This window comes from Hyphomonas polymorpha PS728 (assembly GCF_000685315.1).
GTDB lineage: Bacteria > Pseudomonadota > Alphaproteobacteria > Caulobacterales > Hyphomonadaceae > Hyphomonas > Hyphomonas polymorpha.
Genome location: NZ_ARYM01000027.1, coordinates 1 through 18,692, shown reverse-complemented (window position 1 = coordinate 18,692; position 18,692 = coordinate 1). Strand labels below are relative to the sequence as shown.

Annotated in this window: 14 protein-coding genes; 8 read left to right on the top strand and 6 right to left on the bottom strand. The window is 62.9% G+C overall.

Going from position 1 to position 18,692, the window contains the following annotated elements; genetic code table 11:
* Positions 1-2 precede the first annotated feature (2 nt).
* Positions 3-566 carry an LOG family protein gene (locus HPO_RS17015; RefSeq protein WP_035601467.1) on the bottom strand — a complete coding sequence of 188 codons (564 nt, stop codon included), beginning with the start codon at positions 564-566 and terminating at the stop codon, positions 3-5.
* Positions 567-819: 253 nt separating this feature from the next.
* On the opposite strand from HPO_RS17015, the gene HPO_RS17010 reads away from it, so the two are divergent.
* The 3 genes from HPO_RS17010 to HPO_RS19980 all read left to right on the top strand — a co-directional run bounded on the left by HPO_RS17010 (position 820) and on the right by HPO_RS19980 (position 4,500).
* Positions 820-1,557, top strand: a complete 738-nt coding sequence (locus HPO_RS17010) for an outer membrane protein (protein WP_051612745.1) — start codon at positions 820-822, stop codon at positions 1,555-1,557.
* Between the two features lie 103 nt (positions 1,558-1,660).
* Positions 1,661-3,547: an ABCB family ABC transporter ATP-binding protein/permease gene (locus tag HPO_RS17005; RefSeq protein WP_035601465.1), complete on the top strand. Its 1,887-nt coding sequence runs from the start codon at positions 1,661-1,663 to the stop codon at positions 3,545-3,547.
* Positions 3,544-4,500 (top strand): phosphatidylserine decarboxylase, encoded by a 957-nt coding sequence (locus HPO_RS19980; protein ID WP_051612743.1) that lies wholly within the window; start codon positions 3,544-3,546, stop codon positions 4,498-4,500. Before HPO_RS17005 ends, HPO_RS19980 begins: the two co-directional genes overlap by 4 nt.
* A 124-nt stretch (positions 4,501-4,624) precedes the next feature.
* Here HPO_RS19980 and pruA read toward each other — a convergent pair whose 3' ends face one another.
* The 4 genes from pruA to HPO_RS16980 form a co-directional block, all read right to left on the bottom strand.
* Positions 4,625-6,235, bottom strand: a complete 1,611-nt coding sequence (gene pruA, locus HPO_RS16995) for an L-glutamate gamma-semialdehyde dehydrogenase (RefSeq protein ID WP_035601460.1) — start codon at positions 6,233-6,235, stop codon at positions 4,625-4,627.
* 104 nt (positions 6,236-6,339) lie between these two features.
* Positions 6,340-6,924 carry an FMN-binding negative transcriptional regulator gene (locus HPO_RS16990; protein WP_051612742.1) on the bottom strand — a complete coding sequence of 195 codons (585 nt, stop codon included), beginning with the start codon at positions 6,922-6,924 and terminating at the stop codon, positions 6,340-6,342.
* Entirely contained in the window at positions 6,921-7,880 is a 960-nt protein-coding gene (locus HPO_RS16985) for an alpha/beta hydrolase (RefSeq protein WP_035601459.1), read from the bottom strand. The genes HPO_RS16990 and HPO_RS16985 overlap by 4 nt, the downstream gene beginning before the upstream one ends.
* 57 nt (positions 7,881-7,937) lie before the next feature.
* Complete coding sequence (locus tag HPO_RS16980; protein WP_051612740.1) at positions 7,938-9,134, bottom strand: PepSY-associated TM helix domain-containing protein; 1,197 nt, start codon at positions 9,132-9,134, stop codon at positions 7,938-7,940.
* A 263-nt stretch (positions 9,135-9,397) separates the two neighbouring features.
* Between HPO_RS16980 and HPO_RS16975 the strand changes: the two genes are divergently transcribed.
* The 4 genes from HPO_RS16975 (at position 9,398) to HPO_RS16960 (ending at position 16,620) form a co-directional block, all read left to right on the top strand.
* Positions 9,398-11,557 (top strand): TonB-dependent siderophore receptor, encoded by a 2,160-nt coding sequence (locus HPO_RS16975; protein ID WP_241767951.1) that lies wholly within the window; start codon positions 9,398-9,400, stop codon positions 11,555-11,557.
* Positions 11,558-11,580: 23 nt separating this feature from the next.
* A complete protein-coding gene (locus HPO_RS16970; RefSeq protein WP_084324408.1) occupies positions 11,581-14,874 on the top strand; it encodes an amidohydrolase family protein in 3,294 nt (1,097 codons plus the stop codon).
* Between the two features lie 56 nt (positions 14,875-14,930).
* The gene (locus HPO_RS16965; protein WP_157532904.1) at positions 14,931-15,656 is read left to right on the top strand and encodes a hypothetical protein; all 726 of its coding nucleotides are present in this window, start codon (positions 14,931-14,933) and stop codon (positions 15,654-15,656) included.
* 208 nt (positions 15,657-15,864) lie between these two features.
* The gene (locus HPO_RS16960) at positions 15,865-16,620 is read left to right on the top strand and encodes an AraC family transcriptional regulator (RefSeq protein WP_035601452.1); all 756 of its coding nucleotides are present in this window, start codon (positions 15,865-15,867) and stop codon (positions 16,618-16,620) included.
* Between the two features lie 10 nt (positions 16,621-16,630).
* Here the strand turns inward: HPO_RS16960 and HPO_RS16955 are convergent, their stop codons facing one another.
* The gene (locus tag HPO_RS16955; RefSeq protein WP_035601528.1) at positions 16,631-18,085 is read right to left on the bottom strand and encodes an NAD-dependent succinate-semialdehyde dehydrogenase; all 1,455 of its coding nucleotides are present in this window, start codon (positions 18,083-18,085) and stop codon (positions 16,631-16,633) included.
* Positions 18,086-18,256: 171 nt separating this feature from the next.
* Here HPO_RS16955 and HPO_RS16950 point away from each other — a divergent pair, with 171 nt between their 5' ends.
* The gene (locus tag HPO_RS16950; RefSeq protein WP_035601449.1) at positions 18,257-18,658 is read left to right on the top strand and encodes a PaaI family thioesterase; all 402 of its coding nucleotides are present in this window, start codon (positions 18,257-18,259) and stop codon (positions 18,656-18,658) included.
* Positions 18,659-18,692: the final 34 nt, after the last annotated feature.

Below are 18,692 nucleotides of genomic sequence, written 5' to 3'. Positions count from 1 at the left end.
GGTCAGATATCCAGCACTACGACGCGGTCCAGAAGGGCCTCGATTGCGTCATTGGATGTTTTGCTGTGAACCATCATCTGGCGGAACTCATCAGGGATGAACCCGCCTTCGATGATCCGTTCAAGGAGTTCAAAGAAGGGCGACCAGAAACCGTCCTCATCCAGAAAGGCCATGGGCTTGGCGTGCAGACCAAGGCGCGCCCAGGAGAGGATTTCCACCGCCTCTTCCAGCGTGCCAATGCCGCCGGGCAGCACGATGAAGGCCTCGGACTCGTCAAACATCATCTGCTTGCGGGTGTGCATGTCGTCGACGATGCGGTGTTCGACATCCTTGTAGATGCGTTCTTTCTGCAGGAGGAAGCGGGGCATGATGCCCAGCACATCGCCGGAAGCCTCATGCGCGGCGCGGGCGCAGGCGCCCATCAGGCCAACGCCGCCGCCGCCGTAGACGAGGCGGATACCCCGCCGGGCGAGTTCCCGGCCAAGCTCTTCGGCCAGCCGGATATAGCGCGGGTCCACCGCGTCTGAGGCGCCGCAATAGACGCAGATCGAGCGAATTTTTGTCATTTTATCAGTCTCTCGGCTCATTCTTTCCCCTAAGTGATAGGAGGCCTTGAGCCGCTTCGCCAGCCGCTTTCTCACGCGATGGGGCCGTGCCTGCCAATTGGCAGGCGTATCACGCTGTGACCAAAATGCCACACCTTGGATGCGGAGGCATCCCGTGAGGCGATCCAATCTGAGACCCAGCACGTAGCGCCTTCTGGGGAGGAAACCGAGGTCTGTTGCCAAGGCGGCAGTCCCGCATCCGAAAGGCAGTAATATGAAGAAACTCGTTTTGTGCGCGGCAGTCGCCGTTTTTGGCGTGCCTGCAGCATATGCCCAGTCGCATGACTGGAGCGGCTGGTATGGCGGCATCAATGCGGGGGAGGGGCGTGAGGCTGATTTTGATCTAAGCGCTGTTCTGGAGGTCGATCCGGCCACCAGTTTCTTCCCGGCGCCCCTGGCAGGCGGTACTTTCCCAACCAATCGCAGTTTCAGCGGTGATGGCTTCGTTGGGGGCGTCCAATGGGGCTACAACGTCCAGAATGGTGGTCTGGTGCTGGGGGGTGAACTGGATCTGCAAACGTCAGACATCAGCTCCACGATTTCCATTCCGAACGCGCCGGGCGGAGCGGCCAACAATCCCGAGGGCTTCACAGACCTGAAATTTGGCGTCGATTACTTCACGACCGCCCGCGCACGCGCGGGCTATGCGTTTGACCGCCTGCTGGTCTACGGCACAGGCGGTATCGCCTATGGAAAGGTCGAGTTCGACCGGAACTACCGCGTGGCTGGTGGTGAAATCCGCGATAGCGCTAGCTCCAATCGAACCGGCTGGATCTATGGCGCCGGGGCAGAGTTTGCCATGACGGACCGGATTTCGGTGCGCGGTGAATACTCCCGGGTAGATCTTGGCAGCGGCGGTTTCGACACGTCCTATTCGGACGGCACAATTGGCCGGGCCAGCATCGATACCGAGTTTGATGTGCTGCGCGCAGGCGTGAATTTCCACTTCTGAGCCGTCCTGTTCCGGCGATCCGTGCCCCGGCTGGCGACAGCCGGGGCGTTCCTTTGGCCGTTACACGCAAGGCCGGGTTTCACTTCGCCCCAAACAGCGCCATATGGCAGGCATGAGCCCGCCAAATGCTGCCGTTCCGGCGCCCGAAAACCATGACCGTATCGACAGCGCTGATGGCGGGCTGTGGAAATCCATTTTACGCATTCTGACCCTGCTGGGCCGGCCGGAACTCGCCAAATGGCGGCCGGTGATGGTACTGGCGGTAATCATCACACTTGCCGCTTCGGTGCTCGAGGTCGTCTCGCCGCTGGTAATGGGCCATGCGATCAACCAGGCCGTGCCGGAGGGGGGCGTGGCGGCGAACTTTGCAACGGCGGCGCTGTGGCTGACCTATGGACTGGCCCTGCGCTTTGCCGCCGCCGCCCTGCCGCAGGTGCGGGACTGGCTGTTCTCCCCAGTGAGCCAGGACGCCCAAAGGGTAGCGAGTGTGGATGCGTTCGGCCATTCTCTCGCGCTGTCGCTGGGCTTTCACCAGACCCGGCGCACCGGGGCGCTGAACCGCATCATCGAACGGGGCGCCAGCGCCATCGACTATCTGATCCGCTTTCTGGCGTTCAACATTGGGCCGACGCTGGTGCGGTTGGTGCTGGCTTCGGTGGCCCTTGGCATTGCCTATGACATCCGCCTGTCGCTGATCGCGGTGGCGACGATAGCGCTTTACGTTGTCAGCACGGTGATCATCACTGAGTGGCGCGTGCGCCAGCGCCGGAAGATGAATGAGGCGGATACGCATTTCCGTGCCACGGCGATCGACATCCTCACAAATTTCGAAACCGTGAAATCCTTCGCTGCCGAAACCCGCGAAACCCGCCGGTTTGACGAGGCGATGGCCAATTACAACAAGCATTATGTTGACACCAACCGCAGCATGTATGTGCTGAACACGGTGCAGGCACTGGTGATGAACCTGGGCCTCTTGGCGGTGATGGTGCTGTCTGCCTGGAACGTGATCCAGGGCACGATGCAGATTGGCGATCTGACGGCGGTGATGCTGATGCTGCTGTCGCTTTATGCGCCGCTGAACATTCTCGGCTGGGCCTGGCGGGAGATCAAGCAGGGGGCGGTGGATCTGGAGAAGCTGCACGGCCTAATGGGTATGGTGCCCGAAGTGCAGGACGCCCCCGATGCTAAGGCGCTGTCGGCGCCGAAGGGCCATGTGACCTTCGAGAATGTGGCCTTCAGCCATGAAGGCCGGGCGGTGGGCGTTTCGGGCGTGAGCTTTGACGTGGCGCCGGGGAAAAAGGTGGCCTTTGTCGGCACCTCCGGCGCGGGCAAATCCACTCTGCTGAAACTCTTGTTCCGCTTCTATGATGTGGACGCGGGCGCGGTGAAGGTGGATGGGCAGGATGTGCGCGGGCTGAAACAGGAATCGCTGCGGGCGGCGCTGGGGCTGGTGCCGCAGGATGTGGTGCTGTTCAACGACACGCTGCGCGCCAACATTGCCTATGCGCGCCCGGAAGCGACCGAAGCGGAGCTGCGCGAGGCGGCCCGCCGGGCGCAGCTTCTGACCTTCATCGAAAGCCTTCCTGACGGCTGGAACACCCGCGTGGGCGAACGGGGGCTGAAGCTGTCGGGCGGGGAGAAGCAGCGTGTGGGCATTGCCCGCGTGATCCTGGCGAACCCGGCGATCCTGGTGCTGGACGAGGCGACGAGCGCGCTCGACAGTGCCACGGAAGCGGCCGTTCAGGAGGCGCTGGAAGAGGCTTCGGCGGGCCGCACGACGCTGGTGGTGGCCCATCGCCTATCCACCGTGATCTCGGCCGATGAGATACTGGTTCTGGAGGCGGGCCGCATTGTGGAGCGCGGAACGCATGAGGGGCTGCTGGCAAAAGGCGGCAAATATGCTGATATGTGGCATCGTCAGGCGCACCGCGCCGAGCCCGCTGAACTTCTCAGCGAAAACAGACCTGTAGAGGAGGCGAGCCGATGAGCGATGATTTCGAGCGCCAGTCGCTGCCCTGGATGAAGACCGTGTTTGACTGGGAGGCCGTGGCCGCCGCCGCCGGGGCGTTCCTGGCGGCGCTGCTGCTGGGCTGGATCTGGGCGCCGCTGTTCTGGATCGGCTTTGCCGCGATGGTGATCGCGCTGGCCGCCGGGCGCTGGGCCAAGCGCACGCCACCTGACCTGGCCTATGGCGTTGTGGCGCCGTGCGACGGGGTGGTGGTGTCCGTGGGATATGGCGACGCGCCCGCTGCCCTGCGCCTGAAGGGCGAGAGCCTCATTCGGGTGCGGATTGCTTCTTCGCCGGTCTCTACCAACAAGCTCTATGCGCCGATGGCCGGGGGCGTGGAGATCGTGTCCCTGCAGCAGGGCGAGCCGGGGCAGCCGATCTCTCCCAAGCCCGACCAGGAAGGCCTGACGCGGGCCTATGTGACCTTTGAAAGCCAGGGCGAGCAGGCCGGCATCGTGCTGACGACCGGCGGGCTGGGCCCCCGGATCGAGCTGGCGGTGGACCATGGCGATGTGGTGCGCTTGGGGCGGAGCTTCGGCACGCGCCGGCTCGGCGGCTGGTGTGATGTGTATCTGCCCGCCGACATCCGCACGCATGTCTGGGCCGGGCAGACGCTGACCGGCGGGGAAACCGTGATTGCGCATTTCCGCTCTTCGGTGTCGGAAGATTATGAAGATGCAGAAGCGGCCTTCTCGGGCGCCGCGACGCCGGCCCCGCAAGCCCAGCGGGAGATGGTGGCAGCCGCAGCGGTGGCAGCGGCAGGCGGGGTGAGCGCGCCTGCCGAAGCGGCCGAGGATGAGGCTGATGCCGTTCTCGGCGAGTTCTATGAGGATGATTATCCCGAGCCTGATGAAGTATTAGCACCGGAAGACCCGGCGGCGATCTTTGCGCGTCTGAGGGAAGCGGCCCGAAAACACGGCGAAGGCGACTGAAACCTGAAAACCCCTCCGGCGACGGAGGGGTTTTTGTTTGCGGCAGCGCGTGGGCGGCGTTGGAGCTTTTTCCGGAAACCTCCAAAAAACTCCAACGGCGCTCCAAGGACAAATCCCGACGGGTTCAGCCGGCCATGTGCGGGTAAAGGTGAGAGACGGGGGCGACGAAGGTTTCCTTGACGGTGCGGGGGGAGGACCAGCGCAGGAGGTTGAAGGGGCTGCCGGCCTTGTCGTTGGTGCCGCTGCGGCGGCCACCGCCGAAGGGTTGGCGGCCAACAACGGCGCCGGTGGGTTTGTCATTGATGTAGAAATTCCCAGCCGCGTCGCGCAGGGCGAGGGAGAGCTGGTCGATGACGGCCTGGTCCTGCGCAAAGATGGCGCCGGTGAGGGCGTAAGGGGTGGACTGGTCCACCAGGGCGAGGGTTTCAGCGAGCTTGCCATCGGGATAGGCATAGAGGCCGAGGACGGGGCCGAAGATTTCATCCGTCATCAGGCGGGACCTGGGATCATCGCAGGCGATGACCGTGGGCGGGATGAACCAGCCTTGATTGTCTGACGGGGAGTCGCCGGCAAGCTTGCGATGGCCGGGCGCGGTAGCGGCATAGTCGAGGAAGCCGGAGATCTGCTGATAGGCGCGCTGGTCGATCACGGCACCCATGAAATTCCGGAAGTCTGAAACGTCACCCATGGTCAGGCTGCTGACGGTATCGGCGAGGCGTTCGGTGACCGGTTTCCAGAGGCTGAGCGGGATATAGGCGCGGCTGGCGGCGGAGCATTTCTGACCCTGATAATCGAACGCGCCGCGCACCAGGGCGGTGACGAGCGCATCGACATTGGCAGAGGCATGGGCGAAGACGAAATCCTTGCCGCCGGTTTCCCCTACAAGGCGGGGATAGGAACGGTAGTTGGAGACGTTCGCGCCAGTGGCGCGCCAGATACGGTCGAAAGCGGCCGTGGAGCCGGTGAAATGCACGCCGGCGAGATGCGGGCTGGCAAGTACGGCCTCGCCAATGGGGGCGGGGTTTTCCGCAGGGAGCATGTTGATGACACCGGGCGGGAGGCCGGCCGCCTCGAACAGGTCCATCAGGAAGGCCGCCGAATATACGGCGCGTTCGGACGGTTTCCAGACGACCGTGTTGCCCATCAGCGCCGGAGCGAGGGAGAGGTTACCGGCGATGGCGGTGAAGTTGAACGGGGAGGCAGCAAAAACGAAGCCATCGAGCGGGCGATGGTCCAGCCGGTTCAGCTCTGCCGCAGAGGAAAGCGGCTGCATCGCCTCGATCTCTTCGGAGAATGCCACGTTAAAGCGGAGAAAATCGATCAGCTCGCAGGAGGCATCGATCTCCGCCTGATAGGCGGTCTTGCTCTGCTGCAGCATGGTGGCGGCAAGGAGGCGGGCATTGAAGGGACCGGCGAGCAGCTCTGCCGCGCGCAGGAAGACGTTCCGGCGCGAGGCGGCGGGCATGCGCGCCCAATCGTGCCGCGCGGCCATCGCCGCGTTAATGGCGGCCTCTGCCTCGGGCGCGCCCGCCGAGGCATAGCTGCCGAGGCTGCGGGCATGGGCATGGGGTTCGCGCATCTCTGTGCCGGTGCCGGTGTCTATCTTGCGGCCGTTGATGACGGGGAGGACGCGGCGCGGATTGGCGCGCTGCAGGTCGATCTCGGCCATGAGGCTCGCGCGCTCGGGCGTGCCGGGGGCGAAGCTGCGGACGGGCTGGTTCTGGGGAAGGGTCATGATGGCTGCCTCGACTTCATTGGCGAAACTAGCAGCGGGGCAGGCGGAGGGCCCTCCGGGTAGGGACGTTTCGTTGCGCGATCGGGCCAGATTTGCCTGCGGCGTCAAGGCATCTTCATCCAAGCCTGGAGCGGGTGGCCTTCCAGGGCGGCGTGTATTTCGGTGCGTGAGGTTCCGGACTCGTCCTGGCCGGTCTTGAAGCGGGGTTGGAGCGAATCAATCTGCATACGGAATCCGATGATGCCCTGCAGCAGGCTGTCGAAGCGGGGGCCGATTTCGGCGGCGGTCCAGCCCGAGCCGTTGCGTGTTTCCATATGCGTGACAAGGGCATGGATCGCAGGCTCAGTGAAGGCGTCGTCCAGTGTGATGGCGCCGGTGACCTTGAGGGAGACGAAATTCCAGGTGGGCGCCCAGCCGGACTTGGAAATCCAGCTAGGCTGGACATAGGCATGGGGGCCGAGAAAGAGGCAGGTGGCTTTGGGATTCTCCCATAGCCGGGGAATCAGTGGAGCAGAGCGCGGCAGGTGGCCCAGGAGGGATAGGGGCGTGCCTGCCGCATCTGTCTCCATCAGGAGCGGCATCAGGATAGCATCAGCTGGGGCAGCGGTGGGTACGACCCAGGCGAGCGGATTTTCCGCTGCAAAGCGGAGGATGTCCGCCTGCGGAACGGATGAAAATTGCGCGCTCATGCGTTGAGGATTCCGGCCAGCCAATCCGACGCATCCTGAAGGGCGCGGCCAGCGCAGGCGGAGATGCTGACCGCTTCGAGGAAGCTGTGTGTGGCGCCTTTATAGACCATGGCGGAGACCTCGACACCCGCCGCCTCGAGGCGGGCGGCAAGTTCCGTATTCTGGTCGGTGAGGATGTCGCATTCGGCTATGCAGAGATGCACGGGCGGAAGGCCGGCCAGGTCTGCCAGAAGCGGGCGGGCATAGGGATCATCCGTAGATGGCTTGCCGAGATAGCTGATCCAGAAGTCCCGCATCTCGTCTGTGGTGAGCATGTAATGGTCACCATCATAGCGTTTGTAGGAGGGGCGCGGATCGGTATCGAGGGCGGCATAGTTGAGGAGCAGGGCGTCGGGCAGGGGCTCTCCCCGGTCGCGCAGGCGCAGGGCGGTGGCGAGGGAGAGGTTGCCGCCGGCGGAGTCCCCGCCCAGTGCGATACGGCCGGTGGATAGCCCGTACGCGGCGCCGTCGACGCGCAGCCAGGATAGACAGGCTTCCACATCTTCCAGCGCGCGCGGGAAACGGTGTTCCGGAGACAGAGCATAGTCCAGCCCGACAACGGCGCAGCCGGTGCGGTCTGCATATTCGCGCATCAGCCGGTCATGCGTGTCGATGCTGAACACGGTCCAGCCGCCGCCATGCAGATAGATCAGCGTGCCCTTGCCGGCGCCCGATTGCGGGATGTGGATGCGGGCGCGCACGCCATCTGACCCGAATTGGACCATCCGGGTTTCGGCCATATCCGGGCCGCCGCGGGCCCAGGGCGCGCGCACCTGCTCGCAGATTTCACGGCGGCGGGTGATCGTGGTGGGCGGGGCCACGGCGGCGAGCGCGGCAAAATCTGCCCCGGTGCGCTGTATGAAGCGGCGCACGTCCGGATCAACATCATCCGTGCGGGACAGGGGCGAAACGCTCATGGGGGATACTCTTCTATGCTAGGTGGGCGTGGGGGCGGACAGGCCGGGCGGCGCGGATCAGGCGCTGGTGGCGGCGGCGTGGGCTTTGCGTTTGGCGGCGATGCGAGGGCCGCGCTTCTTCAGCCACACCCAGATGCCGGTGAAGCATTGCTCTGCCGTGGCGAGTCCCAGGATGAAGACGAAGAACACCGCAAGGCCGCCGCCGATTTCGCCGGAATGGAGCGGATAGACGGCGCGGATCATCACCAGGCCTGCGCTGTCCGTGTAGGGATTGACTTCGTGGATCCAGTCGCCGGTGGCTGCGTCGAAATAGTAGTAGATGGGGCCGAGATATTTGTAGTTGAGGTCACCGGTGTCGCTGAAGGTGGTGCCGTAGAGGTTCCAGTTCTGGTAATAGAGCATGGTGGCCGGCTTCCAGGCGATGCCTTCGGCGGCGGCCTGCGCCTGCGACAGGGCGAGCGCGTCGGCATAGCTCATTGCGGGCGTTGTGCCGTCTGGATACGGCGCATCGAGATGGAAGAGGGACTTTTCCAGTGGCGCTACCGTGGTGGCGAACGGGTCCCAGAATTCATCGAAGAAGTTCAGCGTGACGGAAGTGAACGCCAGGATGAAAAGGAAAGGGAAGAGCCACAGCGCGCTGGCGCGGTGAATGTCCAGCATCTGGCGGGCGAACGAGCGTTTCGGGCTGTAGACCCAGCTTGGCCACCAATTTTTGAAGAAGGGGCCCTTCCTCGGAAAAGTGAGGTAGAGGCCGACGCCGGAACTGATGAGCCATCCGAGCGCGACGAAACCCATGAAGATGCGGCCGGTATCGCCTGCCAGAAGATTATAATGCAACTCCAGGATCAGCGGGATGAGCTGGCGGTTGTTCAGCCCCGGATCGGTGCTGCGCATACCGGCAGCTTCGCCGGTGGCCGGATTGAGGAAGACCTCGTCATAATCAAGCGCGGCTTCACCAGGTTTGGGCGCCACCGTGATGAGGATGTTTTCCGTTTCATCTGCACTCAGAGGAAAACCGGTGACCTGGATGCCCGGGTTGGCCGCTTCATAAAGGGCGACCGCCTCGATGGGCGGCAGACGGTCTGCGGCGCTGCCATCATAGGTGAACAGATCGCCGTTCGCCCACCGGTCCAGGGTGGAGCGGGCGGTGAGGATGCTGCCGGTGAGGGCGGCAATGAACAGGAACAGGGCTGTGATGATGCCAAACCAGCGGTGGAGCACCAGCCATGTATTCTTGGTTGCCGCTTCGGCCATCGGCCCGCCCTCCTGCACTTCTTCAACCGGGACGATAGGAGGGGTGGTTGGAAACAGCCATAATGCGCCGGGTCGAAAAATACCTCAATCGGGTCCGCAGGGCCAAGGGGAAGGCCGCCTCACACAGATTGGCCAATTAGGGACAACTCCAGACCCGAAGCCGAAATACAGGATTTTGGCGCAATGGTATCGATGGCACCAGTTCGCATTGGGCGAATAAAGACGCAGCAGGGGTGCAAGTCATGATGCAAGGACATCGACAGATGGGACATCGAAAATATTTCAGGGCAACGCTTCTCGGCGCGGCCGCAGGGCTTGTGATGCTGGCGCCGTCTGCCATCGCGCAGGAAGGCGGAGAGGACGCTGCCAGCGTTCAGGAAACCATCATCGTGATCGCGCCAGAGTACGTGCCTCAGGATGGCGCCACGGCCAACAAATCCAACATTCCGCTGATCCAGACGCCGCAATCGGTGTCGATCGTCACGCGCGACCAGATCGACCTTCTGAACTTCATCGATGCCCAGCAGGCTGTGCGCTACACCGCCGGCGCGTTTGGCGAGAATTACGGCCCGGATCTGCGCTTTGACTTCATCTCGGCGCGTGGTTTCCGCCCGCGGGAATATATCGATGGACTGGCTGTTCCGGCGACGACGACGATTTCCAGCGTTGGCCTCGACCTTTATGCCTTCCAGACCTTCTCGCTACTCAAGGGGCCGGCCTCGGCGCTTTATGGTAACTCCCCGCCGGGCGGCCTTTACAACCTGTCGCTGCGCCGCCCATCGGAGGAGTTTGGCGGTGAGCTGGCCATCAAGTATGGCACGCAGGACTACAAGCAGGTGGCCGGTACTGTGGCCGGGCCGCTGGGCGAAAGCTTCAGCTATAGCCTGACGGGCCTTTACCGCGACCGCGAGACCTTTCGTGATCTCGTCAGCTCCGACCGGAGCCTGATCTCGCCGGCGCTGACCTGGAATATCACGCCGTCCACGGATCTTACGCTGCTGGGCTATTTCCAGTCTGACGCGGTGAACGGCGACACCAATGGCTATCTGCCGGTGGCTGGCACGCTGGAGCCGAACCCGAACGGAAAGATTGGCCCGAAGACCAATCTCGGCAACCCGAACAACCGGTATGACCGCGATCAGTGGGGCATCGGGTATGAGCTGGTCCATGCCTTCAATGAAAATGTGAAGTTTGTCTCCAATACCCGCGTCAGCCGGTATGCCGAGCGGTCTTCGACGCTGTTCTATGGCGGCGGCGGGTTCATCAACACGACAAACCCGAGCGATCCCAGCTATTACCGCACCATTCAGCAGTATAACTATGCGTACAAGGAAGATGTTGACGGGTTTACCACCGATAACCGGCTGGATATCGACTTCACTACCGGCGCGCTGACGCATGACCTGATTGCGGGCTATGATTATCGCAAGGCGGAGAATGAAGCTGGCTTCGGATTTGTGTTTGCCGGCACGATTGATGCGTTCAACCCGACCTATCCGCCGCAGGCGAGCTACAAGCCGGGCTATCCGACCCCGTACAACGACCAGACGCTGAAGCATTCCGGCCTCTATGTTCAGGATCATATCGGCTACGGCAATCTCTACGTCACGCTGAGCGGGCGGTACGACGATGTGAAGGTGAAGAACCATCTCACGGGCTTTGACCTCAGCGAAGACGCCTTCACCTATCGGGTGGGTGCGAACTATATCTTCGACAGCGGCCTTGCGCCTTATGTGAGCTATGCGACCTCGTTTGAGCCGGTGCTGGGGTCGGATGTCGACACGGGCGAGACCTTCAAGCCGAGCGAGGGTGAACAGGTGGAAGCAGGCATCAAGTATGATGCGCGCGGCCTGCCGGACGGCGTGGACCTGCTGCTGACGGCGGCTGTCTATCAGATCAACCAGAACAACATCGTTTCGGCGGTTGGCTCGCCGACCCCGATTGCCAGCAAGCAGACGGGCGAAGTGGAGGTCAACGGTTTCGAGGTGGAACTCGTCAGCCGGATCAACGACCAGCTCTCGATCAACGCTTCCTACAGCCGGACGGACAGCGAAGTGCTGGCCAGCTCCACGCCGCAGGAAGTGGGCGCCGAACTGCCCGTAACGCCGAAGGACAAGGCCTCGCTGTTTGTCGACTGGACGTTCGTGCAAGGCCCGATGGCTGGCCTCGGTATCGGTGGGGGCGTGCGCTATACGAGCGAGAGCCAGGGCGGCCTGCCCGGCCCGTTTGCGCCCATCGTCTATACCGGCGAAGCCTCGACGCTGTTTGACGCGGTTATCCGCTACGACACCCAGAACTGGCGTTTTGCCATCAACGGGTCCAACATTTTCGATGAGGATTATGTTGCCCGCTGCGCTGGTGTTGCAAACTGCACCTATGGCGCGGGCCGGCAGGTGATTGCAACGGTGACGCGCAAGTTCTGATCCGTAAACTGAGTGAGCGCCGCATGAAGAAGTTCACGCCAGAGGGATGCCGGAGCGCCGCTTCGTTTCGTGCACGCCTAATGACGGCGGCGCTCATCCTCGGCCTGTCCTCCTGCGCGGGAACACCGGCGCAGGAGGCAGAGACCCCGCCCCAGGAGGCGCGGTCTTACACAGCAGGCGTGACGGGCAAGCAGGATATGCCGCTCGCCCGGCCTGGACAGACGCTGCCGATGCGTGCCGCGCGGCAGATTTCGTTTGAAACTCATGAAGGCTCGCAATTGTCGCTGGATGTCTCGCCGCGTGGCGAGACGCTGGTGTTTGACATGCTGGGCGACATCTACACGCTGCCCATTGGCGGGGGGAAGGCAACGCGGCTTACCTCCGGCATGGCGATGGACTCGCAGCCGGTCTGGTCGCCCGATGGGCAGACGATCCTGTTTGTCAGTGACCGGTCCGGCGCGGAGAATCTCTGGCTGATGGACGCGCAGGGCGGTAATCTGCGTCAGATCAGTCTGTATGACGACAATCCGGTTTTTGTTTCTCCCGAATGGGCGCCGGACGGGCAGAGTCTGATCGTCACGCGCTTCTGGGCGGACCGGAATGCCTATGAGCTCTGGCGGTTCCGGCCAGTTGAGGGCGATATGGGCGAGGTGCTGCGGTCTACGCGGGCGGGCGATGGCTCGGAAGGGGCCGTCAGTTCGCTCGGCGCGCGGTTTACGCCTGATGGCCGGGCGATTTATCTTTCCTCGCTGTCTAAGGGCGATCCCGCGTTCAACGCGCTCGCGGCCTGGGGCATTGTGAAACTTGATCTGGACACGGGGCAGGAAACCGTTGTGCTGCCCGCCGGAAAGGCGGGGGAGAGCACCTTGCCGCGCTTCCGGCCGGCCATCTCTCCGGATGGCAAATATCTCGTTTTCGGAGACCGGCGCGAGGGCGTGTCGCAGCTCAAGATGATTCATCTGGAGACCGGCGCTGGGCAGGTGCTGGCCGAGACAGACCCGGACGCCATCCTGGCCGCGCTGACCAATGACGCGATTGCGCGCTATGATTTCTCGGCAGACGGACACTCCATCTTCCTCAACCGGCAGGGGCGCATTGATCGCATTCCGCTGGATGGCGGAAAAGCAGAAATAATTCCGTTTACGGCGGATATAGATCAGGCGCTAGGGCCGCTGGGGCGGCATCCGGCGCAGATCGAGACGGGCGAGGTGCGTGCGCGGCTGATCCAGTCTCCCGCGCTTTCGCCCGACGGCCGTTCGCTGGCATTCACGGCGCTGGGGCGGCTTTATGTGCAGACGCTGGACGGCGGCGCGCCGCGGGCTGTGCGGGCAGAAGGCGAGACCGGATTTCATCCCGCCTGGTCCGGGGATGGGGCGGCGCTGGCATTTGTGAGCTGGACGAAGGATGCGGGCGGGGCGGTGTGGATCGCGCCAGCGGATGGCAGCGGCGCGCGCCGGATCAGCTCCGAAGCGGGGTTTTATACGCATCCTGTTTTTACCCCGGACGGGACAGCGCTCATCGCAGTACGCTCACCCGCAGAGGCGCGGCGGCGGACCTATATGGAATATGGACAGTGGCGGGATGGCGAACTGGTTCTGATGCCGCTGGATGGGGCGCCCGTGCGTGTGCTGGCGACGGGACGGATGGGCGGAACGCCGCATTTTTCCGCGGGGGCAGGCGAGGTGTTGATCAATACTGGTGCGGGCGTAGAGGCGATATTGCTGGAAGATGGCGCGCGGCGTGGGGTGACGCAGGCCGTTGGGCCAGGCTGGTATTTCTCCGAAGGCCCGGCGCCGGCGGATGATCTGCGCGTGTCCCCCGATGGCGCCTGGGCGCTGGCGCAGATTGGCCAGCAGTTACATCTCTACAAGCTGGATGATGCAGGCGGGACGTTCGATCTTTCAAGGCCAGCCGGACCACATGTTCAGTTGACGGATATTGGCGCGGACTATTTTGGCTGGAGCGCAGACGGACAGGAGATCTACTGGGCGCTGGGGGCGACGCTGCGCCGGATCGCGCTGGCGGATGTGACTTTCGAGCTCGGTAGGGCGGAAGCGGCGGCGGGGCGCTTGGACATTTCCGTTACGGCCGCGCGCGATGAGCCCCGGGGGCGTGTGTTGCTGAAAGGCGGCCATGTCGTGACGATGGCAGACCGCGCCGCGCCGGAGGCCATGCTGGAGAATGCCGACATCCTGATCGAGGATGGCCGGATCGTGCAGATAGCGCCCGCCGGGGATATCCGCGCGGCGGCGGGGGATTCCATCGTGGATGTGGCGGGCGCCTATATCATCCCTGGACTGATCGATGCGCATTACCATGTGGCCGACATCCGCCGGGATGTTCTGGATTTCGATGTGTGGGGCCTGAAGACGAACCTTGCCTTCGGCATTACCACTGTGTTTGATCCTTCCTCCCTTTCCATCGACATGCTGACCTATCAGGATCTGGTCGAGACAGGGAATGTGTTGGGGCCGCGCCTCTACACGACCGGCCCGGCGATTTTTGATTTCAATGACTTCCGGAGCAAGGAAGAGGTTCTCTCCGTGCTTCGCCGCTACCGGGATTATTACCGCCTGTCGAACCTGAAGCAGTATCGCACCGGCAACCGGCGTGTGCGTCAATGGGTGGCCGAGGCGGCCAATGAGCTGGGCCTGTCGGCAACAACCGAGGGCGCACTGTCTTACCGGTTTGGTCTGACGGGCATTCTGGACGGATTCTCCGGTGTGGAACACGGTATCCCGCCCATCGATCAGTATAAGGATTTTGTGGGGCTTTATGCGCGCAGCGGGACAAGCAGCACGCTGACGTTGATGATCACGCATGGCGGCCTGCCGGCGGACCGGGTTTTCATGCAGCGAAATGACGCCCTTAACGACCCCAAATATGCTGATTTCGTGCCGGAATGGTTTCGTGAGATGCGCTTTGCCAATGCAGCGCCTGCGCCCTTCTGCGACTACACTTACGAGATGGTGGGCGCCAGCGCCCTGAAGGTTCACCGAGCCGGCGGCGTAGTGGGCCTGGGCGCGCATGGCGATATTCCGGGTCTGGGCACGCAATGGGAAATGCAGGCCTATGTCGAGAGCGGATGGACGCCCGGTGAGACGCTTTGGGCCGCCACCATGGGCAGCGCCCAGACGATTGCGCGGGAGGCCGCGCTGGGCAGCCTCGAGCCGGGAAAATTCGCGGATCTTGTGATCCTCAACACCAATCCGCTGGCGGACATAAAGAACACGCTCGACATCCGGTATGTGATGAAAAACGGGCGGCTCTATCTGCCAGGGACACTTGCTGAAGCCGAGGCGACAGCGAAGCACTGAGGCGGCCGCCACCGCCCCGGAAAATCTAGAGAAAAACGTCTACAGGAGGAACGTAAGTGACCCTTGCACGCACACTATTGTCTGCAACGACCCTGATGGCCGCAGGGCCATTGGCTGCGGAGGCTAGCGAGAAACGCATATTCATGGACATCGGCGCTGTTTCGGCGCTGCATGATCGCGGCGAACAGATCGGCCGCCAAACGCTCGAATTCGGCGCCGGTATCGAGATCGATGTTCAGGAAGCAACCGTCTACGGAGCTTTTTACCGCCTGCTGCCCGTGGGCGATCAGCGGGCGGCGTTTGAGGATGAGGCCGATTTTATCCTCGGCGTGGCCTGGGGCGGACACGGCTACAGCGCCGATGTTTCCGCCAACTGGCTGACCTATCCTGGGGAAGAGGCAGATTCGAGCCTCGAAGTGGTGGGCGCAGTTACGTTGGAGGCGCCGTTCGCGCCGACGCTGATCGGTTTTTATGATACGGATCTGAAGGATTGGGGGCTGGAGTTTGCCGCCGGGCCGGAATGGGCGCTGGGCGACTGGACGCTGTCGGCCATCGGCCGGGCGGGATTTGTGCAGCCGGGGGACGATTCGGCCCATCGCTCCTATGCCGGGATTGAACTGGCGGCGGCGCGGCCGGTTTCCGAATTTGTGGAGTTCGGTTTCTTCGCGCGGGCCGATACCGCCGATGAGGCGTCCTTCGCTCACCGTTTCGGGAATGGAGAGGTGACATCCTTCCGCAATTCCGGGATCGCTGCGGGCATCAGCCTGGCGTTTATCCGCTAAAAGGGGCGCCTGCACGCCGGTGGCTCTGGCTGCCGGCGGGCGAGGGCGGTCCGACCATGCTTTAAGCAGGCGATGCCGCCTTTTTGGCCCGAGAAGTTTCATTAGGTCATATTTTTTCTTTTTTGGGCCACGCGGCCAGTCATCATCTTGTCACATCAGCGGACGGTGGCATCATTTGCGGGTGTTACGGCAGTCCCGAGAGGACAGGATGAAAAGCACCCATCAACTCGATCTCAGCCGCCGCCCGGTGGTTGCGCTGGCAGATGAATATCCTTCCGGCTTTGTCGATACTGCGCATTCGCATGAGCGCATCCAGCTGCTCTATGCCTGCTCGGGTGTCATGTCGGTGGTGACGGACAAGACGAGTTTCGTGATCCCGCCGCAGCGGGCGGTGTGGATTCCCAGCCAGGTGCAACATGAGGTTTCCTGCCGGGGGCCGGTATCGCTGCGGACGCTCTACATCGATCCGAGATATGAGCGGGATGATCCGGACTGTCACATCGTCGAGGTGGGCCAGTTGTTGCGGGCATTGATCCTGGAAGTGACGCAGTTTGACCATGACTACGACCTGCAGGGCCGGGAGGGACAGATTGTCAGCCTGCTCATCAGCGAGCTGCTGGCCTCGCCCAAGGTGCCCTATGCCGCCCCGATGCCGACCGATCCGCGCCTGGTGCGCGTATGCCGCGAGATCATCGAGAACCCCTCCGACCAGCGTGACATTGACCAATGGGCCGACATTGCGGGCATGAGCCGGCGCAGCTTTACCCGTGCTTTCAAGCGCGAGACGGGGATGGGGGTTGCCCTGTGGCGCCAGCAGGTGCGGCTGCTGGAGGCGCTGTCTCTGCTGTCCACCGGATCGAGCGTCACCAGCGTGGCGATGGATGTGGGCTATGACAGCGCCAGCGCCTTCTGCGCGATGTTTCAGCGGGCGTTCGGTGTCTCGCCAAGCCGGTATTCGTTCTGAGAGCTAGGCTTTAGCCGAGGCCGCCCATCAGCGTGTATTTGATGTCGAGATAATCGCTGACGCCATACTTTGAGCCTTCGCGGCCAAAACCGCTTTCCTTGCGCCCGCCAAAAGGGGCGATGGCGGTGGAGATCAGCCCCTCATTCATGCCGACGATGCCATAGTCGAGTGCGGCGGAGACGCGGAAGGCGCGGGCGAGGTCTTTGGTATAGGCGTAGGCGGCGAGGCCGAACTCTGTGTCATTGGCCATGGCGATGGCCTCTGCCTCATCCCCGAAGCGGAAGAGGGCGGCGACAGGGCCGAAGGTTTCCTCGCGCGCAATGCGGGCGGTGGCAGGCACATCGGTCAGGACTGTGGGCTCGAAGAAGGTGCCGCCAAGCTTGTGGAGCTTGCCGCCGAGTTCGATGCGGGCGCCCTTGAGGAGGGCGTCTTCAATATGGGCTTTGACGGTTTCCACAGCATCTTCATTGATCAGCGGGCCCTGGTCGATGCCTTCATCCATCCCGTTACCGACATTGAGTTTTCTGACTGCTTCAGTGAGCTTTTCGGCAAAGGCATCATAGATGCCAGCCTGCACCAGGAAGCGGTTTGCGCACACGCAGGTCTGGCCGGAATTGCGGAACTTCGAGGCGATGGCGCCTTCGACGGCCGCATCCAGATCGGCATCCTCGAAGACGAGGAAGGGGGCGTTGCCGCCGAGCTCCAGGCTGAGGCGTTTGAGAGTGGTGGCGCTTTGTTGCATCAGTTTCTTGCCGGTCTCGGTGGAGCCGGTGAAGCTGACCTTGCGGACTTTCGGGTTGCTGGTCAGCTCGCTGCCGATCTCTCCGGCAGAGCCTGTGATGACTGAGAGCACACCTGCGGGAATGCCGGCGCGGCTGGCCAGTTCGGCCATGGCGAGGGCCGTCAGCGGCGTGGCGGAGGCCGGTTTGACGACCATGGTGCAGCCGACGGCAAGCGCGGCGCCAGCCTTGCGGGCGATCATCGCGGCGGGAAAGTTCCAGGGGGTGATGGCGGCTGTGACGCCGACAGGTTCGTGGGTGACGAGGATGCGGGCGGCGGAATTGTGGGTGGGGATGATGTCGCCATAGGTGCGGCGGGATTCTTCGGCAAACCATTCGATGAAGGAGGCAGCATACGCGATTTCGCCTTTGGCTTCGGAGAGGGGTTTGCCCTGTTCGGCGGTCATGATGGCGGCGAGGTCTGCCTGATTTTCCATAAGAAGATCAAACCATTGGCGCAGGATGCGCGCGCGTTTTTCGGCCAGCAGGCCCGACCATTCGGGGAAGGCATCGGCGGCCGCATCGACCGCCTGGCGGGTTTCGCCAGCGCCCATTTTGGGGACGGTTGCCAGGATTTCGCCGGTGGCGGGGTTAGTGACGCCGAATGTCTGGCCGGAATTGGCGGGGGTCCATTCTCCGGCGAGAAAAGCCTCCGTTTTGAGGAGGGAGGAATCCTTGAGTTTCAGGGGCATGGGCGCATCTCCGGCGGGACTTATCCAACAGTTGCCTGCCCTTATAGTTCCCCCGGCAATGCAGGACGACCCGTGTCAGCGGGTGGACACACACCGGCAAACCGGGACAATTCCCGGACAAGTTTGGACAAATCCGGACACATAATTGACAGGGCGAGGACAGGTATGACCGACACACATCTCAAGGCATTGGCGGCATCGATGCCATTTGCGAAGACGATCGGGCTGGAGCTGGTCCAGGCCGACCGGGAGGCGGTGATCGGCCGCGTGACGGTGGGCGAGGCGCACTGCACGGCGGGCGGGATTGCCCATGGCGGGTTCCTGATGACGCTGGCCGATTGCGTGGGCGCGATCGGGGCATTCCTGAGCCTGCCGCCGGAAAGCAAGATGACCACCACGACCGAGAGTAAGACGAACCTCATCGCCCCCGCGCCGGTGGGCAGCGTTCTGACGGCAACTGCCGCGCCGGTAAGTGTTGGCCGCAGGCTGCAGGTCTGGCAGACGCGGATCGAAACGGAGGCGGGCAAGCTGGTTGCGCTGACCACCCAGTCTCAGATGAATTTGTAACAAGGAAGACGCATGAAACTCGCCGGTCTCAAGG